A 20498-nucleotide genomic window follows, 5' to 3' on the forward strand; every position below is an offset into this window, starting at 1 on the left:
AGATGGTGAGTCTTCTTTTTTATGCTTACAAGGAGGAATTGGCGTGCCGGATGTGGGTGGATTAAAGTGGTTGTTTTTTGATGTTGGAGATACACTGGTGGATGAATGGGAGCCGGTTGATGATATTATCGGACAGTTCGTCCGTGAAGCTTGTGCTTTGGGGTATCCGGTGACAATTGAGGCGGTACGCGAACTGTTCGCGAACTGTTACCGAAAATATGAGCAATGGCCTATGAGAGTGGCGATTCGCACATTTGTTGAAGACGAGGGGCATCAGAAACAGATTCAGGACAAGCTGAAGTTTCAAAAAGATCTTGAACGTCCTTTTCCTTCAGCGGATTCTGTTCTTCAGCAGTTGTCACGGCATTATCACATTGGCATTATTGCCAATCAGAGTCCTGGAACGGAAGAGAGACTGGAAAGCTACGGACTGCGGAAGTATGTTGATGTTCTGGCCTGCTCGGCTGAAGAAGGGGTGTCCAAGCCAGATCCCGAGTTATACGCTGTGGCCCTGAAACAGGCAGGCTGCGCGCCAGAGGAAGCCGTCATGGTCGGGGATCGGATCGATAATGACATTATTCCTGCTCGGAAGCTGGGCATGCGTACGATTCGAATTATGCAGGGTTACGGAAGATTCCAGCCAGAACTATCGGATGACCAACGTGCGGATTGGACTGTTGATTCATTGGATCAACTTCTGCCGTTACTGATGCCAAATCAGGATTAGATGCAGATGGTTGTTTATTGGATTGCAACAATAAAGGCTGATCAACTTGGGTATAGAATACCGGAGTTGATCAGCCTTTTTAGTATTTTGTCGATAAGAACGAGATTAGAACAAGCGGATCGTCTGAATGATCAGATATACATTCAGCACAACGATAATCGCGGCAATGACCCATGAGATGATTTTGAGCCACAATTTGTTGGCGAATGCACCCATGCTTTTTTTATCACTCGTGAACATCACCAGGGGAATTACAGCAAAGGGCAATTGAAGCGACAGCACGACCTGGCTCAAAATGAGCAGTTCTTCTGTGCCGTGTTCTCCTGCAATCGCTGTAACAATTACCGCCGGGATGATGGCGATCAGACGTGTGACCAGTCTGCGCAGCCAAGCCGGAATTCGAATGTTCAGGAAACCTTCCATAACGATCTGCCCAGCGAGTGTACCTGTAAGGGTAGAGTTCTGACCTGATGCTAACAGCGCCACACCGAACAGAATACTTGCAACCGTAGTACCCAATAGAGGTGTCAGCAGATGGTAGGCATCTGCGATCTCGGCAACCTGCGTCATACCAGCACTGTGGAATACAGCAGCAGATACAATCAGGATGGCTGCATTAATGAACAGGGCAAGTGTCAGTGCGATTGTCGAGTCCATGGTCGAGTACCGAATAGCTTCTTTTTTACCCTGTGGTGTCTGTTCGATCTGACGGGTCTGCACAATGGAAGAATGCAGGTACAGATTATGCGGCATCACGGTTGCCCCTATAATACCGATGGCGATATAGAGCATAGCCGGGTTTTGTAGAATCTCAACATTTGGTACAAAACCATGGAGAACACCGCCCATATCCGGTTTTGCCAGGAACAGGTCAATCCCGAAGCAGAGGGCAATGGTCGCCATCAGCACAATGACAAGTGTTTCCAAAGCGCGGAAGCCTTTGTTTTGCAGCACAAGAATCAGGAGTACATCAACTGCGGTGATGATAACGCCGTATAACATGGGGATGTTAAATAACAGCTTTAACGCGATGGCAGAACCTATGACCTCAGCCAGATCAGTAGCTGCAATGGCAAGCTCACACAGTATCCATAACATCATGACAACAGGCATGCTGAAGCGTTCGCGACAGGCTTGGGCCAGATCCCGTCCAGTGACGATTCCAAGCTTTCCGGCTAACGATTGAAGTACAACGGCCATCAGGTTCGAGAGCAGGATGACGGATAACAAGGTATACCCGAACTGCGAGCCACCTGCGATATCTGTTGCCCAGTTACCGGGGTCCATGTAACCTACGGCAACGAGGTATCCTGGGCCTACAAAGGCGAGAAATTTCTTCCACCATGCAGCATTCTGCGGAACTTTCATGGAACTATGTGCTTCTCCAAGGGAAGGGGTCATGCCCGCAGTAGACAATGATTCTCTTGAAGGAGCGTTGAACGGATTTTTTTTACTCATACGATAATCACCTGACTTTGAATTATTGATTTGGAAATATTGATGCGGGACAAACCGCTCATGATATATCTAAATTTTTATGTTTATTGTTACATTGTACTCCTTCAATAATTTTTGTCTAGTGCAACTTTTATGTATTAACACAAAAATTTCGGTTCTAATTTGAAGATGCCCCTTCGTATATTAACCAACCTTGGGAAAAATACAGCCATGGCGTTGAAATGCATGAAAATAATAAAGTTGTAAAAGCTTATAAAGAACTAAAATGCGTTTCAAAATGAGCCAGAAGTTTAAATTGAAAGGAAGGCAGTAAAAACTAAATGGATAAGGGAGAGATTCTTAATGGAAGCTTTATATACAGCAGTAGCGACAGTTAAAGGTGGACGTACAGGTTCAGTAACTTCTTCGGATGGCGTGCTCAAACATGATTTGAAAATGCCGAAAGAGCTTGGAGGTTCCGGTGGTGAAGGTACCAACCCTGAACAGCTCTTCGCAGCTGGATATGGAGCATGTTATGAGAGTGCCCTTGCCAATGTTGCTCGTAAAGCAGGTGTGAAATTGGAGAATGTGGTCGTTACAAGTAACGTATCCATTGGTAAAGACCCTGCGGATGACGGTTTTCAATTATCTGTTCGCCTGGACGTGAGTATGCCTGGTGTGGATCACAGTCAAGCAGAAGATCTGGCCCGCAAGGCACATGATTTCTGTCCATATTCCAAAGCAACACGCGGCAACATTGATGTTGTATTAAACGTAGTTTAAGATTTGACTCCTGGTAAGTAAAGGGAACATATAGAGCAGGTTATCCCAGATACCTGATGTTCGACTACAAAGCCCTGCTGGCAATCGGCAGGGTTTTGTGTTGATTATCATATAAGGACATGATGCAGGAGATTAGATGCCAGATCGCGTACTATTTTACATAATTGCACTCTCACTTCATGCTACACATTCCATAAAGGGGGAACAAAGATGAGTATTGAAGAGATGATCGAGCGGCGATTTGTGTGTACGAAATGCAGAGGCACGGATTGTAACATTAAGGAAGTTTCCATGTCAGGAGCAGGCCTGAGCAAGATGTTCGATATACAGCATAACCACTACCTGTTCGTGGCTTGTGCTTCCTGCGGGTATGTTGAAGTATTTGATCCGGATGTCTTGAAAGGGAAAAAACAGGGGCAGGTAGGGACTATTCTGGATATTCTGTTTGGCGGATAGACATGCGCGAGTTGACATTGAACTGAATTTTCTTTAATATAACTTAGTACTGAGTAGTGTCATTGCATGAACCAAATTTGAATTAAACAGGTGATATCCATGTCTTATAGACCGCGTATTGCAGATTTAGAATTAGCTTATGGTAACAAGGAAGACGGATTGTACGAATTTAAAATGAATTTGGTAGACGGTACAAAATGCCGTGTATTCTACTCCCGTTCCCCGGAATGGAAGATGACCAATATCAGTCGTTTGCAGAAAACGCCTTGTCCAGTATGTCGCAAAGATTTTATTTGCAAATGTATGGACCAGTGGGCAAGTGACCTGCATCAACAAATGATCGATGACCAATGGATGGAAAAGGCAGTTACGGAGTAATTGTCGGACAGATACGAGCGTAGGCACAGTGCCTGCGCTCTTTTTCTTTCTATTTCCCATTAATGCTTGTTCAAAAAGAGTGGTTTTCAGTCTTTTTGAACTACTTCTATAAATAAATTTAGAATTAGTGAACAAGATGGCTCAAAGTGGGTAAGTTACTCTAACCGCAACAATAGGAGGCAGCCAATATGACAGCAAATCAAACGGATGTGCATCAGGGACATCCCATCGTACTGGTGGATGGCGTCTGTCACTTCTGCCAGGGCTTAACCAAATGGATTATTAAGCGTGACCCGGAAGGGAAATATCATTTTGCATCGCTTCAATCGGATGTAGCCAAGGAACTGCTGAAGAAAGGCAATTTGTCGACAGACAGTATGGACACCTTTGTTCTGATTGAAAATGGAAAATACTATACACGTTCAACCGCCGCACTGCGATTGGCTAAAGGTCTGAAGTTTCCTTATCCGTTGTTATATGTGTTCATTATTGTGCCGAAATTTATTCGTAATGCAGTCTATAACTGGGTTGCTCGCAACCGTTATCGCTGGTTTGGCAAGGATGAAGCGTGCATGTTGCCTACACCGGAGATCAAAGATCGATTTTTATGATTAATAACGGAAATAATTGGGTAATGAATACAGATCATATCTATTTTGGGAGGACAACAACTTGAAGAAGTGGACTACATTATTTATCGGGGCATTATTAGCAGTGAGCTTGGCAGCATGCAGTAACGATACAGATAATACGGCAACGCCGCCAGCGACTAACAACGAAACATCTAACGAGGGTAATACACCTGCAGAGCAGGAAACAAAGATCCCTACCTTGGACGAATTGATTACCAAAACCAATGCAGCAACCAAAGAAATGAAAAGCTTCACAACTGAAGCAAACATTGATCAGAATCTGAAACTGGATGCTGGTGAACAGTCCCAGGATCAACAGGTTAAAACATCGCTCAAGATGGATATTATCAAAGATCCAATGATGATCTATCAAGAGATGAAAATGGAAATGTCGGGACAGGAAGCTCAGAACGTGAAGCAGTATATCACATCGGATAAAATCTACTCTCAAGTTGGGGATCAATGGGTTGCGATTCCTGAAGCTCAAACCAAGGAACTGATTGAGCAGATGAAAGCAAGCATGAACCCGGAAGGTGAATTGGAGCAATTCAAAAAGATTGAAGAAGATACTGAAGTGACCGAAGAAGGCGACAATTATGTGATTAACGCTGACGTATCCGGTGATAACGTGAAGGAACTGGCCAAAGCCGTGATGGAGCAAAACGGATCGGATGCCCAGATGCAAGCCATGCTTGATCAGATGAATATCACCAGCATGAAGATGAAATACATGATCAACAAAGAAACCTACCTGCCTGCAAGTACGGACGTAACCATGGTCATGGAGATGGAACAGAATGGACAGAAAATGACGATGGACATGAAGATGAACAGTACATTTTCTAACCACGATCAAGTGGAAGAGATCAAGATTCCACAAGAAGCATTGGATAGCGCTAAATAAAACATGCACCTCTGAACTAGATTTGTGTGAGCCGAGAGGTTTACCGGATTAGAATCAGGGGTGTTTTTCTGTTTAGCGGAGATTATGGTCAGGGTTCAAGGTATTATAGTATAGTCATATTGAAGTAGAGAGGGGGATATAAAAGATGATTGAATATGCACACATCCACCATGTTAGTCTGGCTGTACGTGATCTGGAAATCGCGAAGAAGTTCTACTCGGGGTTACTAGGCATGCAGGAGATTGAACGTCCAGCCTTCCGCTCCACGGGTACATGGTACGCTATCGGCAGCCAGCAGCTTCATCTGCTTCAGCACCCGGAGGGTCACACGTTACGTGAGGCTGGGATTGATACTACAGACGGTCACTTTGCGATCTGGGTCACCAGTTATTCAGGGACTATAGCCTGGCTGGAGCAGCAGGGAATTGTGTATGAAGCGAGACCTGACAGCGTGGCTGGATTCGCGCAGATTTTTGTACTTGATCCGGACCGTAACATTATTGAGTTCGATTCACCGTATAACTCTTAAGGAAAAAGGGTTAGAATAAATCCCTTGCTCCCCCAGAAATTGTATGCTATATTATCCATACATTCATAGCACGTGACGGAAGCACCGTCCATGTACTGCATATTCATGCGGTTATTGGACGGTGCTTTTTTGTGCTTTTTGACAGGGAGGGAAGGAAAAATTGATTGTACTGAAGGTTGTTCTGGTTTCAAAGGATAGAGATTACATTAGCGCCTGGCTTGATTATGTACAGGGGAATTCGTCTGGTCTTCATGTGCGTTTCACGGCATTCTCCCAAGAGGATTCGTTCAAGGATCACATGAATGAGCAAGAAGGTCGAGAATTACCGGATCTGGTTATTGCGGAACCGGAGTTTCTGAATGACTGGCTGAATAACGGGGGAGAAGTATCAGGTGTACCTTGGCTAATGCTTAGTGAAGGGATGGAAGAGGTAGATGAGGCCAAGCGGCTGATGAAATATCAACCCTTACCTGCTTTGCTGGATGCTGTGATGCATGCTTGCCGGCAGCCACGCCGTAAGAAGGTTCACCATCCGGGACAAGAGACTCTCTCCATCGGTGTAGTATCCGCTTCAGGTGGAAGTGGCAAAACGGCAGTGGCCCTGCATATGGCGAAGCAATTGGGACTTGCAGGTTATGCTGTTCTCTATCTGAATCTGGAGACGCTGGACAGTACGCTCCCGTTTCTGGAAAAGGGACTAACTAGAAGTGGGCAGCGTCACCCGGATGCGGAGACGGGATTGTCCCGCCTGTTATACGATCTGAAGGTGGGCAGAAAGGAATCCGGCAAGCAGTTACAGGTACAATCGAAGGGCGTAGATGGATATGTGGTCCGGCATGAAGCGTTGAAATCCGATGTGTTCTGGCCATTATCGAATCGGAAAGAACTGTTGCAAATGACTCGTGAGGATACGTCGAATCTGCTTCGTTATTTAACGGATTGTGGACAGTATGACGTGTTGATTCTGGATGGGGATTCCGGTTGGGATGGGCGCAGTGAAGGGGTGTTGGATACTGCAGATGCATTTGTCTGGCTGGTTGAGGATGATATATCTGCCATGCATCGTTGGGGACAATGGTTACAGCATGCTGAGCGTACGAAGCCAGATTTGTATGAAAGTATGCTCGAGCGTTCACGCTTTGTGGTTAACAAATATCGGGACAATGTCGTCAATATACTCCCACGCCCTGATCTGCATCTGGATGCAGTGTTGCCCTATATTCCTTCTTGGAAGCAACTCAGTCAGGAGGAAGTCATGCTTAGTTCTCCGATCTTCCAACGTGAAGTGAAGAGATTATGTGCCATGCTGGTACAAGATGGCGAAGAAGAATTGAAGCAGACGGGACGAATTCAGAAGCAGGATCGGTGGGCACTATGACGGATTCATCCAATAGAATACTGGATCGTGAAGAACAGTTTCAGATGATGCGCAGGGAAGTCAGGGCTGGCCTCGATTTAACCTCTTCCGCAGGAGATGATGAACTGTGGCAGGGGATAGAACGCAAAGTTCTTACTGACCCGAAGCTGGATGATCTGACCTCAGGAGAGCGTCATACGCTGGTACAGCGATTATTTGACTCCTTTCGTGGATTGGATATTTTGCAGCCACTTGTGGATCATCCCGATATTACGGAGATTATGATCAATAGTCACAAGGAGATTTTTGTGGAACAGGAAGGTGAAGTCAGCCAGATCACCCTTGAATTTGAGTCAAGGGAACGGCTCGAGGATATTATCCAGATGATTGTGTCCGGGGTAAACCGGATTGTGAATGAGTCTTCTCCAATCGTAGATGCCCGTTTAAAGGATGGTTCCCGGGTCAATATCGTGTTGCCGCCTATTGCTTTGAAAGGCCCCACGATGACGATTCGTAAATTTCCCAGTGAACCGATGAAGATGTCCGATCTGATTGAAAAGGGAGCCCTGCATGAAGAAGCGGCAGAATTATTGCAGCAGTTGGTACGGAGCAAATACAACATCTTCATTGGAGGTGGGACCGGATCGGGAAAAACGACCTTTCTGAACGCATTATCACAGTTCATCCCTGCCGATGAGCGGATTATTACCATTGAGGATTCGGCTGAGTTACAGATTGTTACGGTACCCAATCTGGTATCACTGGAAACGCGGAATGCAAACACCGAAGGCAAGGGACAGATATCTATTCGGGATCTGATCAAATCTTCCTTACGGATGCGTCCGAACCGGATTGTGATTGGGGAAGTCAGGGGCGCAGAAGCGCTGGATATGTTACAGGCCATGAACACAGGACATGATGGAAGCTTATCAACTGGGCACGCCAATACTATCTCGGACATGATCAGTAGACTCGAAACGATGGTGCTTAGCGGTGCAGATCTTCCTATTGCGGTTGTAAGGCAGCAGATTAGTTCAGCAATCGATATTTTTGTACATCTGTCCCGGCTACGAGACCGCTCACGGCGGGTGACAGAGATTAGTGAAGTGATTGGCATGCAGAACGGTGAGGTTATGCTGAATCCACTGTTTCGTTTCCAGGAACAAGAAGAGCGTGAAGGCAAAATTATTGGCGGGTTAGTACAGGTGGGGAAGTTGAATCAGGTGGATAAAATTCAGATGGCTGGGCTCGGGAAATGGCTGGATGAATACATAGAACAATATAGTGTTGGAATAGATTCATCAGATAACAACGTGAATTAAAGCCATTGGAAGGTGATTACTGTTGGGTGAAGCCAGACAGATGTTGACGGATTACACCGTATATGCGCTTTCCCGGAGACAACGAATGGTCTGTATGCTGATTAGTGGTCTGCTGTTTTTTGGCATCGGAATTCTGTTCTACCATCACTGGTTGGCTGGAGCGATCCTGGCTGCGGGTTGCATATGGGTACCAAAACATTGGACTAAAGTGCTGTTGGAACGAAAAAGAATGACACTCAGTTTACATTTTAAGCAAGCGTTATATGCATTATCTTCAGCACTGGCCGCAGGAAAATCGGTGGAAAATGGATTCAAGGAATCCGTGGAGGATCTGCGGATGTTGAACCCGGAAGCGGATACCGATCTGATTCGTGAGTTCACGATATTGCGGACACGGATGGAGTATGGACAACCAATCGAAGAGGCATTACAGGATTTTTCGGATCGGGCGCAGATTGAAGATATTACGAATTTTGCAGATGTGTTCATTACGTGCAAACGAACTGGCGGGGATCTGGTTGAAGTTGTGCGTCGTACCTCTGCGGTGATTGGTGAGAAGTTGGACATTCAGCAGGATATTATGGTCGCGGTATCGCAGAAAAAGTTCGAATCAAAGGTGATGTTTGCCGCTCCATTTATTTTTCTGATATTCCTCAATCTGACCGCTAAGGACTTTATGGAGCCGTTATATAGCGGGATGGGGTACCTCATCTCTAGTGGTGCATTGGCAGTACTCGCCTGCTGTTATCTGTGGATTAATCGCATTATGGATATCAAAGTATAAGGAGCTGAAAAGATGCTGCTTCCCGTTATAGTCGCAGGGATGCTCGGAGCGGGATGGCTGGTGCTGGATCGAACCCGGGGGCAGACCTACCGGCATTTGCGCAAACTGGATATGGAAGGGTTACGACTGAAAAAATTGCATGGTCCCTTCCTGTTTATATTGGACAAGTTTGAAATTGGACGCAGATTGCCAGTGCTCATGTTTCGAATGCAACATGCCATTCAGAAAATGTATGGCATACAGCACAGTGGAGAGAAAACGATGCTGTATTGCGCCGAAATGTTGACCTATACGTGGCTCATGCTGCTGGTGGGCTGCCTGTTATCACTCGTTGGAGATATGGGTATCGGAGGCATGGTGGGTGGGCTCGCGCTTGGTGCAGCGTTGCCTTTTGCGCTCTACAAAGACCTCAATACGAAAGTGCAGCGAAGAGACCAGGATATTCTTATGGAACTGCCTGAGCTGCTGAACCGAATTGTTCTATTGGTGGGGGCTGGGGAGACCGTACAACGTGCCATCGTTCACTGTGTGACAAGCCAGGGGGAACGGAATCATCCGTTGTACAACGAACTCAGAAAGACGGTGGGAGATTGGAATAATGGTTACTCGTTTCAACAATCATTTGAACAGTTCAGTCGTCGCTGCGGTGTGCAGGAAGTGACGATTTTTACGACAACGGTGCTGCTGAATTTCCGGCGTGGGGGAGGTGACTTTGTATTGGCGCTGCGGGATCTGTCACATGTGTTGTGGGAGAAACGCAAGGCTGTCAGTCGGGCGAAGGGAGAACAGGCTTCTTCCAAACTGGTGTTTCCGATGGTACTGATCTTTTTTACGATTGTGGTCATGATCGGGGCACCTGCTTTTATGATGATGAATATGTAGGAGGAATTGGGATGATGGAAGTATTGAAAAACAAGGTAAACGCATTTTGGAAGGAAGAGGACGGACTCGGCACGTTGGAACTGATTCTGATTATCGGGGTTATTATCATTATTGCTTTGATTTTTAAAAACCAAATTAAGACGTTGGTAGAGAGACTGTTAACTAATGTGAGTAATAAAAGTAATGAATTTTTCGAATAACAAGTTCAAAAAGGAAGAAGGGAGCTTCACCGTTGAAGCCTCCCTGATCTTCCCTGTTGTGCTGTTTATTCTTGTGTTATTACTCTTCTTCACCATGTACATGTATCAAAAGACATTCCTGAATCAACATGCTTATGCAGCTTCCGAACGTGCAGCCTATAGCTGGGACAACAGCCACAAGCAGGCGATGACGGGTGAATTTGTCGCTGGAGAACATGACAATCTGTACTGGAGACTGACGGATGATCGTATGCTTGGAGCATTGTTTGGCTGGGCGGGAGCGGACAATCAGGTTAGCGTTTCTATACCTGCTGGTGAAGGCGGCAATCTCTCGGAACAGAAATTAGCACAAGCGGTGCAACATATGCCCTCAGCTATGAAAGGAACGATTGAGTATCAGAATTCTCTGATTCAGCGGAAAGTAACAACTAAGTTGGAACAAGTAATTTCTTTGCCTCTTCCTTCTTTTTTGTTCGATTCAGGTAACCGTGTCCTCACTCAAGGATCGTCCGCAGTTGTTGAGCCGGTTGAATTCATTCGAACGGTAGATCTGGTCCGTTATTACGCAGCCAAGTTTAAAGGCAAAGGCGGTGAAGCCGCGAGTACTGCAGCGGAAGCCGGACAGGTTGTGCAGTATTTTGGCAAAAGCAAAAAGTGAGAAAAGGAGGAGGGCGGAGCTGTTTAGAAAAAAAGACGGTGAATTGGGAGCCGTAACCCTTTTTTTAATATTAATATTGGCCGGAGTTTATATGTTTGTCGCTATATTTATTGATTACGCTCGTATAGCGGCATTCAAGGTGCAGACCGAACGCATGACACATGCTGCGATGAGATCCGTCATGTCAGCCTATGACACATCACTCCGGGAGTATGGTTTATTCGGGTATGGCGACAGTAGTGGGGATGCGATTATGGCTAAAGTGTTGAATGATAGCGTGAAGCCTTCAGCTGTAAAAGATGGATTCCCCATTCTGGATATCCAGTGGGATACAACTTCGCTGAGCATGGAGCGTGAACTGGGCAGATACGATATATTTAATCGCCAGATTCAGGAGGATATGAAGTATCGGGCTCCGGTTGATTTTACCCTTGAAGTGATCAATCGGTTCAAACCGATATCAGACGAGATGAAGGAAGCCGCGCACACGGTAGACTTGCTGAAAAAATTACAGAAGTTATATGACAAACGTGAAGAATTACTGGATGAAGCCATTGCCAATCAGACGGAATCCGCGGAGAAACTGAAGAATCTTCCGAAGTTGATCATGGACCCGCCTTCACAAGCCATCTATGAAGAAATGTTGGAAGAAACACCTGAGACAGCTGCCGAGGCGGCGGCACGTTATGCAGATTATCTGAACAAGAAACAGGCAGATGAGGGACTGGCGTTCAGAGAGCAACAATACATATTGGAACTGGCTCGTTATCGGACTGGTGTTGGTAATGTGGTGACAGGCATCAGCATGATCATACAGCCCGCGTTACAGGCCCATCAAACAAAGCTGGAGGAAGCACAGTCCAAGATCGAAGAAGCGCGCAAAGTTAATGAGGAAATGAAACGTGTGATCGCGGAGGGGGAGAACCGTTCGCAGAATGCGAGCTATGACAACGTCGGCAACTCGAATTTGCCTGGGACGAGTCCTGCATCTACTGGATCAGGCAGTGAAGCTAAAAGCACACGTTCTCTTGCTTCGGAGCTTGTGAGGGCAGATAGCCTATTTGATCAATTGAAGGCACGGGTTGTTTCCCAAAATTCGGACTTCTCTAACGTCAGAAGAGACAACATGGAATTGAATACACAGCTTCGCAGTGTCACGGCCATGAGCGGTGTTCCGATTAAACCGGCGGTCAGACAGGCAAGTCAGGTTACGGAACGATATATGGATACCTATGTACGTAGCGGTCCTGCCAATCTCATCCTGCAAAGTAAGCAGCAGCTGGAGAGTGGTCGTGGGTCGGATGCCCAGCGCAAAGCGAATGACAAAGAATCCAAAGGGAAATTGAAGGATGTCAAACGAATCTTGTCGCAGATTCAGAATGGAAGTTCGGGTTCCATGGACGCTTTCAAACAGTTGGAGGAATATTACAACGCTAATATTTCTTTTAACGAGGCTAGTCGTGAGGAAGCCAAAAAGGCAGAGATTGCTGGAGATCCCTATGACTCTGGTGGCGATGCCATGAAGGGAATGGACAGTTTGTTTGGCGGGATGTCCGGTTTGCTGGACAGTCTGGGTGACGAATTATTTCAGAATGAATATGCTCTAGCCTATTTCAATTCCATGGATTTTGGTCAGTTATTTACCTGGACTGAAGGTGGTGGAGATGCTGGTGATGTTCTCAAACTGGAGAATCAGGAACTGGAGTATATCGTCTACGGGTTTCATAATCCTTCGGGTAACATCGCTGCGGCATATGCGGAGATATTTGGGATGCGGCTGGCTATTCGGACGGCAGAAGGGTTAATTGAGCACAGCAAGCTGGGGAACCCACTTCTGGTTTTATCGGCGGCAATCTTATATGGGATTACAAACGCCATCGCGGATATGGTGAAACTAGCAAAAGAGGGCAGTGTGGAATTGTCCAAGTATATCAAAGTCAAACTGACGTACAGGGACCATCTCCGATTGTTCCTATTGATGCATAGCAACAATGAACGCAAAATGTCCAGAATGCTGGCGCTAATTCGATTGAATACCGGTGTGAATCCAGATGAGAAACAGACGTATGCTTCGGGTAACATGCGTAGTAGCATCAAGCTGTGGTTTTTACCAGGGGTGGTTAGAAGCATAGGTGCAGTTATGGGTAGTGCGGACCAAGTTGAAGATGGGCGATTTTTCATTGAGCGGAAGGCGGATTATTCCTATTGAATGATCAGGATCGTTTCGGTGGAGGGATTATGGACAAGCAGCAACATTATGAAAAAGAAAGCGCACAAATGCAGATTCGTTTAACAAGAATAATCAGATTGCAGCGTTTGAAGTCTCTCAAAAAGCAGATATGTTCTCCAAAAAAGGAACAGGGCAGTATGGTTCTGGAAGCTTCACTGGTGTTACCTGTCTTCTTGTTCTTTATCATGTTTCTCATCTTCATAGTGCAAATGAGTCTAATCTCCACAGCGTTACAAAGCACGGCGGGGGAAGCGGTGAAGCAGTTATCAACGAAAATATATCCCGTTTCCCTTGCATTCACACCTTCTGATTCTGCCGGCGGAGAAGGTTCAGGAGGAGTTTGGAAGATACCAGAGTTATCTCTGACGGAATGGGCAGAAGGTTATTCTTCTTCTCTACCCGAGCCATTAAGTGATTGGGTACGTTCAGCGGCGGCCAGTGGTGAACAGCCACTACAGGAGATCAAAACATCCGTCTTGGAAACCGTACTTGATCCCACGGTAAAACCGCTGCTTCAACCTTTTATCGAGCCAACGCTGCTGAATATGGAACGTGTTCATGTGAATGGTATTTCGATACCTGATCTCAAAAACAAAACAAATCCATATTTCCGACTTGAACTGAGTTATGAATTGCCGATAAAAGTCCCCTTTCTCAGTAAACCACTTCGGATTCAGGCTGCTGCGGCAGAACGGGTATGGATTGGAGATACCGGAGAAGGGTCAGATGGCAGCGCAGGAGACGGGGATACTGCGGGTTCAGCAACGGTACTGTCGAAGCCTGACCCGGCTTACATAGGCAACAATGCAACAATTAAGGTGAAGGTAGAACCAGGAGCGACAGCCAACTTAACGATATTTTACAAGTCAGGTGAAAGTTCTGCGAAGCACATTGGCTGGGCCAGCGCAGATGAGAATGGAATTATTGAATGGAACTGGTTTGTTGGTACTCGGACAACCGAAGGAACATGGAGTTTTGTTGTTGAGACAGGGGACGGTGCCAAGACGGAGACTACGTTTACCGTGGCATCCAGAAAATAAGGAAGGGGATGATGGAGGTGGAGTGGTTTTACATAGCCTGTAGCATTTACATTATTGCAGCTTTTATTACAGATATTCGTTCCATGAAAATTCCAAATCGATTGACTTTACCTGTGACTGTTACAGGCGTACTGGCCCATATCATATGGGGAGGTTGGGATGGTTTCTTGTTCTCAGCCGCTGGATTTGCAGCAGGTTTTGGTATTTTGTTTCTAATGTATGCGATTGGAGCCGTAGGGGCAGGAGATGTGAAATTGTTTGGTGGGATTGGCGCATGGACGGGGCTTGCTTTTGGCATTCATGTCATTATTTACTCCGTTTTGTATGCGGGAGCCATTGGTTTAGTGATATTTCTATTCCGAAAGGACTCAGCGAAACGGATTCGGGGCATGGCAGGCAATCTTGCCGGGTTCTTCATGCTTGGTTCCCTCAAGCTGTTTAACACAGAGAAGACATTGAAGTTTCCGTTTATGCTGGCCGTATTGCCCGGGTTTATCACGGTCTTTATCCCGGGACTGTTCCCTTAACTGAAGGAGTAGAGAAATTTGAGACTAGCAATGGAAAGAGAGGATTGGCATGTATGGATTAACGAGAGATTTTATTCGTAACGGCGGAGCGTTCATGGTTTTGGAGAAAGAGGACGGATTACGAATGGAGGAATTGAGCCGGGTACAGATGGGGATGTTATCGTCCAATCAGATTCCGCGACTTCTTCCTGTTCATATTCGGGAAGTCGATCGAAATGTAACTTTGCAGTACGACATATCAGGGTACAAGATGTTATCCCAGATGTTAAAGTCAAGCAAAATCAGGTTGCGTGTTCTGTATGGTTTGTTGTTCCAACTAGCTGATGCCTTCACGGAATGCCGGCAATATATGCTGGAGCCACGTAAATTATTGATCCAGGAAGAGTACTTGTTCATCAACGGTTCATTCGAACAGGGTGAGCTTGGGATGGTATATGTACCAATCATGGATACGGTTGAAGTTGATCCAACACCTCAGCAATTCCGTGAGCTGGTGATCAGGCTGATGGCACATGTACAGGAACTGCAGGGAGAAGGCATTCAGCGTGTTCTGCAGTTATGTGACAACGAACGCTGGGATATCAGACAGTTACGAGAGCTTCTGTTGGAATTATATGCTGACGAGCAAGAGAATGGAGGAGGCGCAGCATTTCTCTCGTCCAGAAAGTCGGAAACCGTCGATGATCCAAGAGGTGATCTTCATTCGTCGATTTCTGAGCGAGATAGCAGGCTAGCCACTGGTACTTATCGGCCATATCAACCCGGTGCTCCCGTTCTGAATGCTGCTGTGGGGCCGCAACAAAATTTCCGTCAGCCGCAGAGAACGAGTGAAATCGAGGTGGAAGACATTCCGGTGAGATCTCGAACCTTTCCAGGCAGGCGCTCACCTGAGCAATTTCCATTAGAGAGCTCAAACAGCATGGATCAGGGACGAAGTAACTCGTATGATTCGCTAGAGCGTGTTGATATGGAAGTGGAGGAAAAGCCCGGATCTTCCAAAGTAACTTATATCATATTGGGCTGCATGGTTGCCATGGCATTGGTATGGAGATTTATTTACATGGAGCAACCGGGACAGACGCAGATGATCCTGTGCATGGTACTCAGCCTTGGCTTGTTTGGTGTAGCAGGATGGACGTGGAAGCGCAAGGGAAGCCCTAACAATGACTCAGAGAATAAGCGGTCTTTTTCATTCAATTTAGGTAAGAACAAAGGCAAGCAAACGGAAGATGAAGAGGAACCATTTCAGGAAAGTTGGCGCTGGAATACAGCTAATAGGAAAGAGGAACGTGTAAAACAAGCGACTGAATCGGTTTTAGAAGGAAGTGCACATTCCCGTTATCAAAGTCTGCATATGACACCTGAACACTCTGATCCACCGTTCGTTCAGCGCCATGTGGAATTGGTAGCTTCAACTTCAGAGCTAATTCGACAGGATTCAGTTGCAGAGGCAACCGTGAATTTGCAGAATCTGAGTGGAGGTAATGTTACAGGGGCAGGCCCGGTGATGGCGTCTTATTATCTTGAACGAAGATCGGGAAGCAGTGACCAACATGAACGGATGGATGTGCAAGGAGCATCTTTTGTCATCGGAAGATCAGCAGACATGGTTCAGTGGGTGGACACAGCGACCGGCGTGTCCCGTGCTCATGTGGAATTGAGCCGGAACAAATCGGGCTATGTGATTAAGGATCTGGGTTCCGTCAATGGCACCATTCTTCAGGGCAATATTCTTGCTCCGTATAAGGAGTATCCATTGGCGGATGGAGACACATTTACACTTGCGGAATCAGTCTACACCTATCGGTCGGTTGGATAAGACATAGTTCAATCAGTCAGATAAGCCGCGGTGCTTCAGATCTTCCAGTGCCTGGGTTAAGGTAGGGAAAGTGAATTGGAATCCGTGGTCGAGAGCTTTTTGCGGAATGACTCTCTGCCCTTGAAGCACGACAACGGATAGTTCTCCGACCAAGGTTTTAATCAGGAAGCTGGGTACGGGGAACCAGTGAGGGCGATGATACACTTTACCGACCGTACGACCGAATTCATCATTGGTAACAGGGTTCGGTGAGGAAGCATTGACCGGACCTGACACTTGTTTATTTTGAATGCTAAAATCAATGAGTCTTACGATATCCATAATGTGAATCCAGCTAGTCCATTGCTTGCCACTGCCGATCTTGCCACCAACACCCAGCATATAAGGAAGTTTCATCAATGGAAAAGCACCCCTTTTATGTCCAAGAACCAGACTTACCCGGATTTTAACGAGTCTTACATTTTTGATTGCATCTGCAGCAACTTCCCATTGTTCCGAGACCCGGGACGGGAAATTCATTGATTTTTGCGGACTGCTCTCGTCAAAGGTTTCGTTAGGAGAGGTTCCATAGATGGCCATGGCAGAAGCCTGAACGACCACTTCCGGCTTTTGTTCCAGGGATTCTACCAATCGGGCTACCCGCGCTACGGTCGTGACTCTGGATTCAACAATTTCCAGCTTCGCCTTGGTTGTCCAACGTTGATTCAGCGTTTCTCCGGCAAGGTTAACGAGAGCGTCCATACCTTCCAGCAAGTGAGGTTGTTCTTCGACTTGTTCCCACGATATATATGTAAGATTTTTACTTGGATTATGCAAGTCAGGCAGTTTTCGTGTAATAACTTTCACATGGTGCCCGGCTTGCAGCCAGTAATCTACAAGTGCTCCTCCCACAAATCCGGTACCTCCACAAATGGCAATTTTCATATCAAACATCCTCTCTGTAATTTCACTGCGCTGATACATACGATTGGATCGACAAACAGCCCCGTACGGTAAGCAATGTCTGTTGGGAACAACTTACCTGACGGAGCATATCTGTATCTAATTAACCAAATCTATATGCCACTTAACTCATCTTTTATTTTATTTAATCAAATGTTGATAAGGGGAATAATCGATTTTGTTTTTCTCCAGAAATTTTACCAAAAACTTATTATCCCGCTTCGGTGTGGCAATAATGTATCCTTTGATGCAATGATCTCTCGATACTTCCGTGGCATTGTCTTCGACTGCAATCTTACCGATTTCTGCAGCAATGGAATGTTTGGCGATGTCACGAAATGGCCCAGGCACAGGCTCCACGAGTTGATCCAAAAAAGATTTGGCTTCATCTGTCCATAAATGACGGCTGGCTTCAACCCAATAATTCTGCCAATCCAGTTTGGACTTTCCGTCCGCTTTTGGTAGCACTTTCAAAAACTTGCGCATCATGAAAAATCCACCGATACACATGCTGCCTAGCAATAAAAAAGTCCAGAATGCGATCGTATTCATAAACCAATTGCTGGGGGAATAGCTGTTCAGTATTATCGCGTAGGAGTCGAAAATCATTGCGGAGTCACCTCGGTTCATTGATTTTCACGGAAAGACGGATTCCGCCTACCCATGTTCCACATATTAGCTGTAAAAAATAGCCTCTATCCCGAATTATAGCGCATTTCTAGATTTATTTCGATAATCGCGTTAGAATAAGGGATAATTCAGAATAAGGGGGATCAATAATGCTGAAAATCGGCTCCCACGTGTCCTTTTCGGACAAGGGATTATTGAGTGCAACGAAGGAAGCGTCCTCGTACGGTTCCAGTTCGTTTATGATATATACGGGTGCACCACAGAATACACGTCGCAAGCCAATTGAGTCCATGTATATTGAAGAAGGCAAAGTTGCCATGCAAGAGGGTGGAATGGAAGATATCGTTGTCCATGCACCGTACATTGTTAATCTTGGCTCATACAAAGATAATACGTTTAGACTGGCTGTAGATTTCCTTCAGGAAGAGATTCGTCGGACACATGCTATTGGTGTGAAAAACATCGTATTACATCCCGGCGCATTTACAGACAAAGATGCCCACTATGGGATCGGACGGATCGCAGAAGGATTGAATGAAGTGCTGGAGGGTGTGAAAGACACGGATGTGAACATCGCTCTGGAGACCATGGCTGGCAAAGGTACGGAGATGGGTCGCAGTTTCGAAGAAATCGCCCAGATCATTGAGAAAGTAACGTATAACGAGCGCCTGACTGTGTGTATGGATACATGCCACATTCATGATGCCGGATACGATATTGTTAACGATATTGACGGTGTACTGGAACAATTCGATCGCACGGTAGGACTTGACCGCATTGCCGTAATGCATATTAATGATAGTAAGAATGCTGTGGGTGCGCACAAGGACCGTCATACACCAATTGGCTCTGGCTGGATCGGGTTTGAGGCGATTAACCGCATTGTCAACCATGAGAAGCTTCAAGGACGTCCATTTATTTTGGAGACACCTTGGATTGGTAAAGAGTCCAAGACACAGCGTCCAATGTATGAGGTTGAGATTGCGCTGCTTCGTGGGGATGTTGCCGGTCGATTCGGCCAGGAATTCCTGACTGAAGTAGAACAGTTGCAACACTTTTTCAAAGGTAAAGAGATTGAGTCTCGTTCGTATATTCTGGATGTGTGGACGTTGCTCAAAAATGATGCCAAAGCCAAAAAGGCAGATCCGCGCGAACCGCTGGAACGCCTCTATGACATGGTGGCTGAAGCTGCACTATTCCCGCATTTGAATGAAGAACAACTGAATCATCGCTTGATTGCATGGCTTGCGGGTTAATCCCGCAGGTCATGGCTTAATTGAAGGAGGAAGAATAGCCCGATGGAGATCCATGCTAAACAAGTACGCCCTGATTCTAAAAACCGCGCCGATCGTGCGCGCATGCTTATTTCCTGTCCGGATGGTCCAGGAATTGTAGCTGCAGTCTCTCACTTCCTGCACCAACATGGTGCAAACATTGTTCAGTCGGACCAGTACACCATGGACCCTGCTGGCGGCATGTTCTTTATGCGAATTGAGTTTGATCTTCCGCAATTGTTGGTCAATTTACCGAAACTCGAAGCTGATTTTGCAGAAGTAGCAAGCCGTTTCCAAATGGAGTGGACGTTATCTGCGGTTAGCCGCAAGAAGAAACTGGCTATCTTTGTATCCAAAGAAGATCACTGTCTGGTTGAATTGTTGTGGCAATGGCAGGCAGGCGACCTGGATGCCGATATTGCTCTTGTGGTCAGCAACCATCTGGACATGAAGGACTATGTAGAATCATTTGGCATTCCATATCATCATATCCCAGTTACAGCAGATACAAAGAAAGAAGCGGAACAGCGCCAACTGGACGTCATCGGCAACGATGTGGATGTGATCATTCTGGCTCGTTACATGCAGATTATCTCTCCGATGTTCATTGAGCATTACCGCAATCGAATCATTAATATTCACCATTCGTTCCTGCCAGCCTTCGTGGGTGGTAAACCGTATGCGCAAGCGTATAACCGTGGTGTTAAAATTATCGGAGCGACAGCGCACTATGTTACGGAAGAACTGGATGGCGGACCAATTATCGAGCAGGACGTGCAGCGTGTAAGCCACGGGGATGATGTAACCGAGCTGAAGCGTATTGGACGTACCATTGAGCGTGTTGTGCTCGCACGTGCCGTGAAATGGCATGTCGAAGACCGTGTTCTCGTTCACGAAAATAAAACCGTTGTATTTTAAGCTCACGCTTTAATACTGTGCAAGGTTGATTCGGAACCACGTAATAGACTAACAATAAAGCGACCCCAA

At 46.2% G+C, this 20498-nt stretch carries 22 protein-coding genes; 19 read left to right on the plus strand and 3 right to left on the minus strand.

Going from position 1 to position 20498, the window contains the following annotated elements:
• Nucleotides 1-43 precede the first annotated feature (43 nt).
• A complete protein-coding gene (locus tag BS614_RS10955; protein WP_074093993.1) occupies nucleotides 44-727 on the plus strand; it encodes an HAD family hydrolase in 684 nt (227 codons plus the stop codon).
• Between the two features lie 105 nt (nucleotides 728-832).
• Here the strand turns inward: BS614_RS10955 and BS614_RS10960 are convergent, their stop codons facing one another.
• Complete coding sequence (locus BS614_RS10960) at nucleotides 833-2128, minus strand: Nramp family divalent metal transporter (RefSeq protein ID WP_036611122.1); 1296 nt, start codon at nucleotides 2126-2128, stop codon at nucleotides 833-835.
• Between the two features lie 399 nt (nucleotides 2129-2527).
• Between BS614_RS10960 and BS614_RS10965 the strand changes: the two genes are divergently transcribed.
• The 16 genes from BS614_RS10965 (at nucleotide 2528) to BS614_RS11040 (ending at nucleotide 16665) form a co-directional block, all read left to right on the plus strand.
• Nucleotides 2528-2947, plus strand: a complete 420-nt coding sequence (locus BS614_RS10965) for an organic hydroperoxide resistance protein (protein ID WP_017690005.1) — start codon at nucleotides 2528-2530, stop codon at nucleotides 2945-2947.
• A 210-nt stretch (nucleotides 2948-3157) separates the two neighbouring features.
• Nucleotides 3158-3403, plus strand: coding sequence for a zinc ribbon domain-containing protein (locus BS614_RS10970; protein WP_036610816.1), 246 nt, complete (start codon nucleotides 3158-3160; stop codon nucleotides 3401-3403).
• A gap of 99 nt (nucleotides 3404-3502) precedes the next feature.
• Nucleotides 3503-3781, plus strand: a complete 279-nt coding sequence (locus BS614_RS10975; RefSeq protein WP_017690003.1) for a hypothetical protein — start codon at nucleotides 3503-3505, stop codon at nucleotides 3779-3781.
• Nucleotides 3782-3969: 188 nt separating this feature from the next.
• Nucleotides 3970-4392 (plus strand): thiol-disulfide oxidoreductase DCC family protein, encoded by a 423-nt coding sequence (locus BS614_RS10980; RefSeq protein WP_074093994.1) that lies wholly within the window; start codon nucleotides 3970-3972, stop codon nucleotides 4390-4392.
• A gap of 61 nt (nucleotides 4393-4453) precedes the next feature.
• A complete protein-coding gene (locus tag BS614_RS10985) occupies nucleotides 4454-5317 on the plus strand; it encodes a DUF6612 family protein (protein ID WP_074093995.1) in 864 nt (287 codons plus the stop codon).
• 145 nt (nucleotides 5318-5462) lie between these two features.
• Nucleotides 5463-5846 (plus strand): VOC family protein, encoded by a 384-nt coding sequence (locus BS614_RS10990; RefSeq protein WP_074093996.1) that lies wholly within the window; start codon nucleotides 5463-5465, stop codon nucleotides 5844-5846.
• Nucleotides 5847-6006: 160 nt separating this feature from the next.
• Nucleotides 6007-7224 (plus strand): nucleotide-binding protein, encoded by a 1218-nt coding sequence (locus BS614_RS10995; protein WP_074093997.1) that lies wholly within the window; start codon nucleotides 6007-6009, stop codon nucleotides 7222-7224.
• The gene (locus tag BS614_RS11000) at nucleotides 7221-8525 is read left to right on the plus strand and encodes a TadA family conjugal transfer-associated ATPase (RefSeq protein ID WP_074093998.1); all 1305 of its coding nucleotides are present in this window, start codon (nucleotides 7221-7223) and stop codon (nucleotides 8523-8525) included. The genes BS614_RS10995 and BS614_RS11000 overlap by 4 nt, the downstream gene beginning before the upstream one ends.
• Before the next feature lie 40 nt (nucleotides 8526-8565).
• A complete protein-coding gene (locus BS614_RS11005) occupies nucleotides 8566-9309 on the plus strand; it encodes a type II secretion system F family protein (protein WP_074096793.1) in 744 nt (247 codons plus the stop codon).
• Nucleotides 9310-9321: 12 nt separating this feature from the next.
• Complete coding sequence (locus BS614_RS11010) at nucleotides 9322-10191, plus strand: type II secretion system F family protein (RefSeq protein ID WP_047842033.1); 870 nt, start codon at nucleotides 9322-9324, stop codon at nucleotides 10189-10191.
• A gap of 11 nt (nucleotides 10192-10202) precedes the next feature.
• Entirely contained in the window at nucleotides 10203-10391 is a 189-nt protein-coding gene (locus tag BS614_RS11015; RefSeq protein ID WP_074093999.1) for a Flp1 family type IVb pilin, read from the plus strand.
• On the plus strand, nucleotides 10375-11049 hold the full coding sequence (locus tag BS614_RS11020) for a TadE/TadG family type IV pilus assembly protein (protein ID WP_074094000.1): 675 nt from the start codon (nucleotides 10375-10377) through the stop codon (nucleotides 11047-11049). Before BS614_RS11015 ends, BS614_RS11020 begins: the two co-directional genes overlap by 17 nt.
• Nucleotides 11030-13258 (plus strand): hypothetical protein, encoded by a 2229-nt coding sequence (locus tag BS614_RS11025; protein ID WP_244898299.1) that lies wholly within the window; start codon nucleotides 11030-11032, stop codon nucleotides 13256-13258. Before BS614_RS11020 ends, BS614_RS11025 begins: the two co-directional genes overlap by 20 nt.
• 29 nt (nucleotides 13259-13287) lie before the next feature.
• Nucleotides 13288-14319 (plus strand): hypothetical protein, encoded by a 1032-nt coding sequence (locus BS614_RS11030; protein WP_084174880.1) that lies wholly within the window; start codon nucleotides 13288-13290, stop codon nucleotides 14317-14319.
• Between the two features lie 11 nt (nucleotides 14320-14330).
• On the plus strand, nucleotides 14331-14846 hold the full coding sequence (locus tag BS614_RS11035; RefSeq protein WP_074094001.1) for an A24 family peptidase: 516 nt from the start codon (nucleotides 14331-14333) through the stop codon (nucleotides 14844-14846).
• A 49-nt stretch (nucleotides 14847-14895) separates the two neighbouring features.
• Nucleotides 14896-16665, plus strand: coding sequence for a DUF6382 domain-containing protein (locus BS614_RS11040; protein WP_074094002.1), 1770 nt, complete (start codon nucleotides 14896-14898; stop codon nucleotides 16663-16665).
• 12 nt (nucleotides 16666-16677) lie between these two features.
• Here the strand turns inward: BS614_RS11040 and BS614_RS11045 are convergent, their stop codons facing one another.
• Both BS614_RS11045 and BS614_RS11050 read right to left on the minus strand, forming a co-directional pair.
• Nucleotides 16678-17589 carry a TIGR01777 family oxidoreductase gene (locus tag BS614_RS11045; protein ID WP_036610794.1) on the minus strand — a complete coding sequence of 304 codons (912 nt, stop codon included), beginning with the start codon at nucleotides 17587-17589 and terminating at the stop codon, nucleotides 16678-16680.
• 159 nt (nucleotides 17590-17748) lie between these two features.
• A complete protein-coding gene (locus BS614_RS11050; RefSeq protein WP_074094003.1) occupies nucleotides 17749-18216 on the minus strand; it encodes a DUF2621 domain-containing protein in 468 nt (155 codons plus the stop codon).
• A 170-nt stretch (nucleotides 18217-18386) separates the two neighbouring features.
• Here BS614_RS11050 and BS614_RS11055 point away from each other — a divergent pair, with 170 nt between their 5' ends.
• Complete coding sequence (locus BS614_RS11055; protein WP_074094004.1) at nucleotides 18387-19493, plus strand: deoxyribonuclease IV; 1107 nt, start codon at nucleotides 18387-18389, stop codon at nucleotides 19491-19493.
• A gap of 42 nt (nucleotides 19494-19535) precedes the next feature.
• Nucleotides 19536-20429 carry a formyltetrahydrofolate deformylase gene (gene purU, locus BS614_RS11060; protein ID WP_017689986.1) on the plus strand — a complete coding sequence of 298 codons (894 nt, stop codon included), beginning with the start codon at nucleotides 19536-19538 and terminating at the stop codon, nucleotides 20427-20429.
• Nucleotides 20430-20498 lie beyond the last annotated feature (69 nt).

The organism is Paenibacillus xylanexedens (assembly GCF_001908275.1).
Classification (GTDB): domain Bacteria; phylum Bacillota; class Bacilli; order Paenibacillales; family Paenibacillaceae; genus Paenibacillus; species Paenibacillus xylanexedens_A.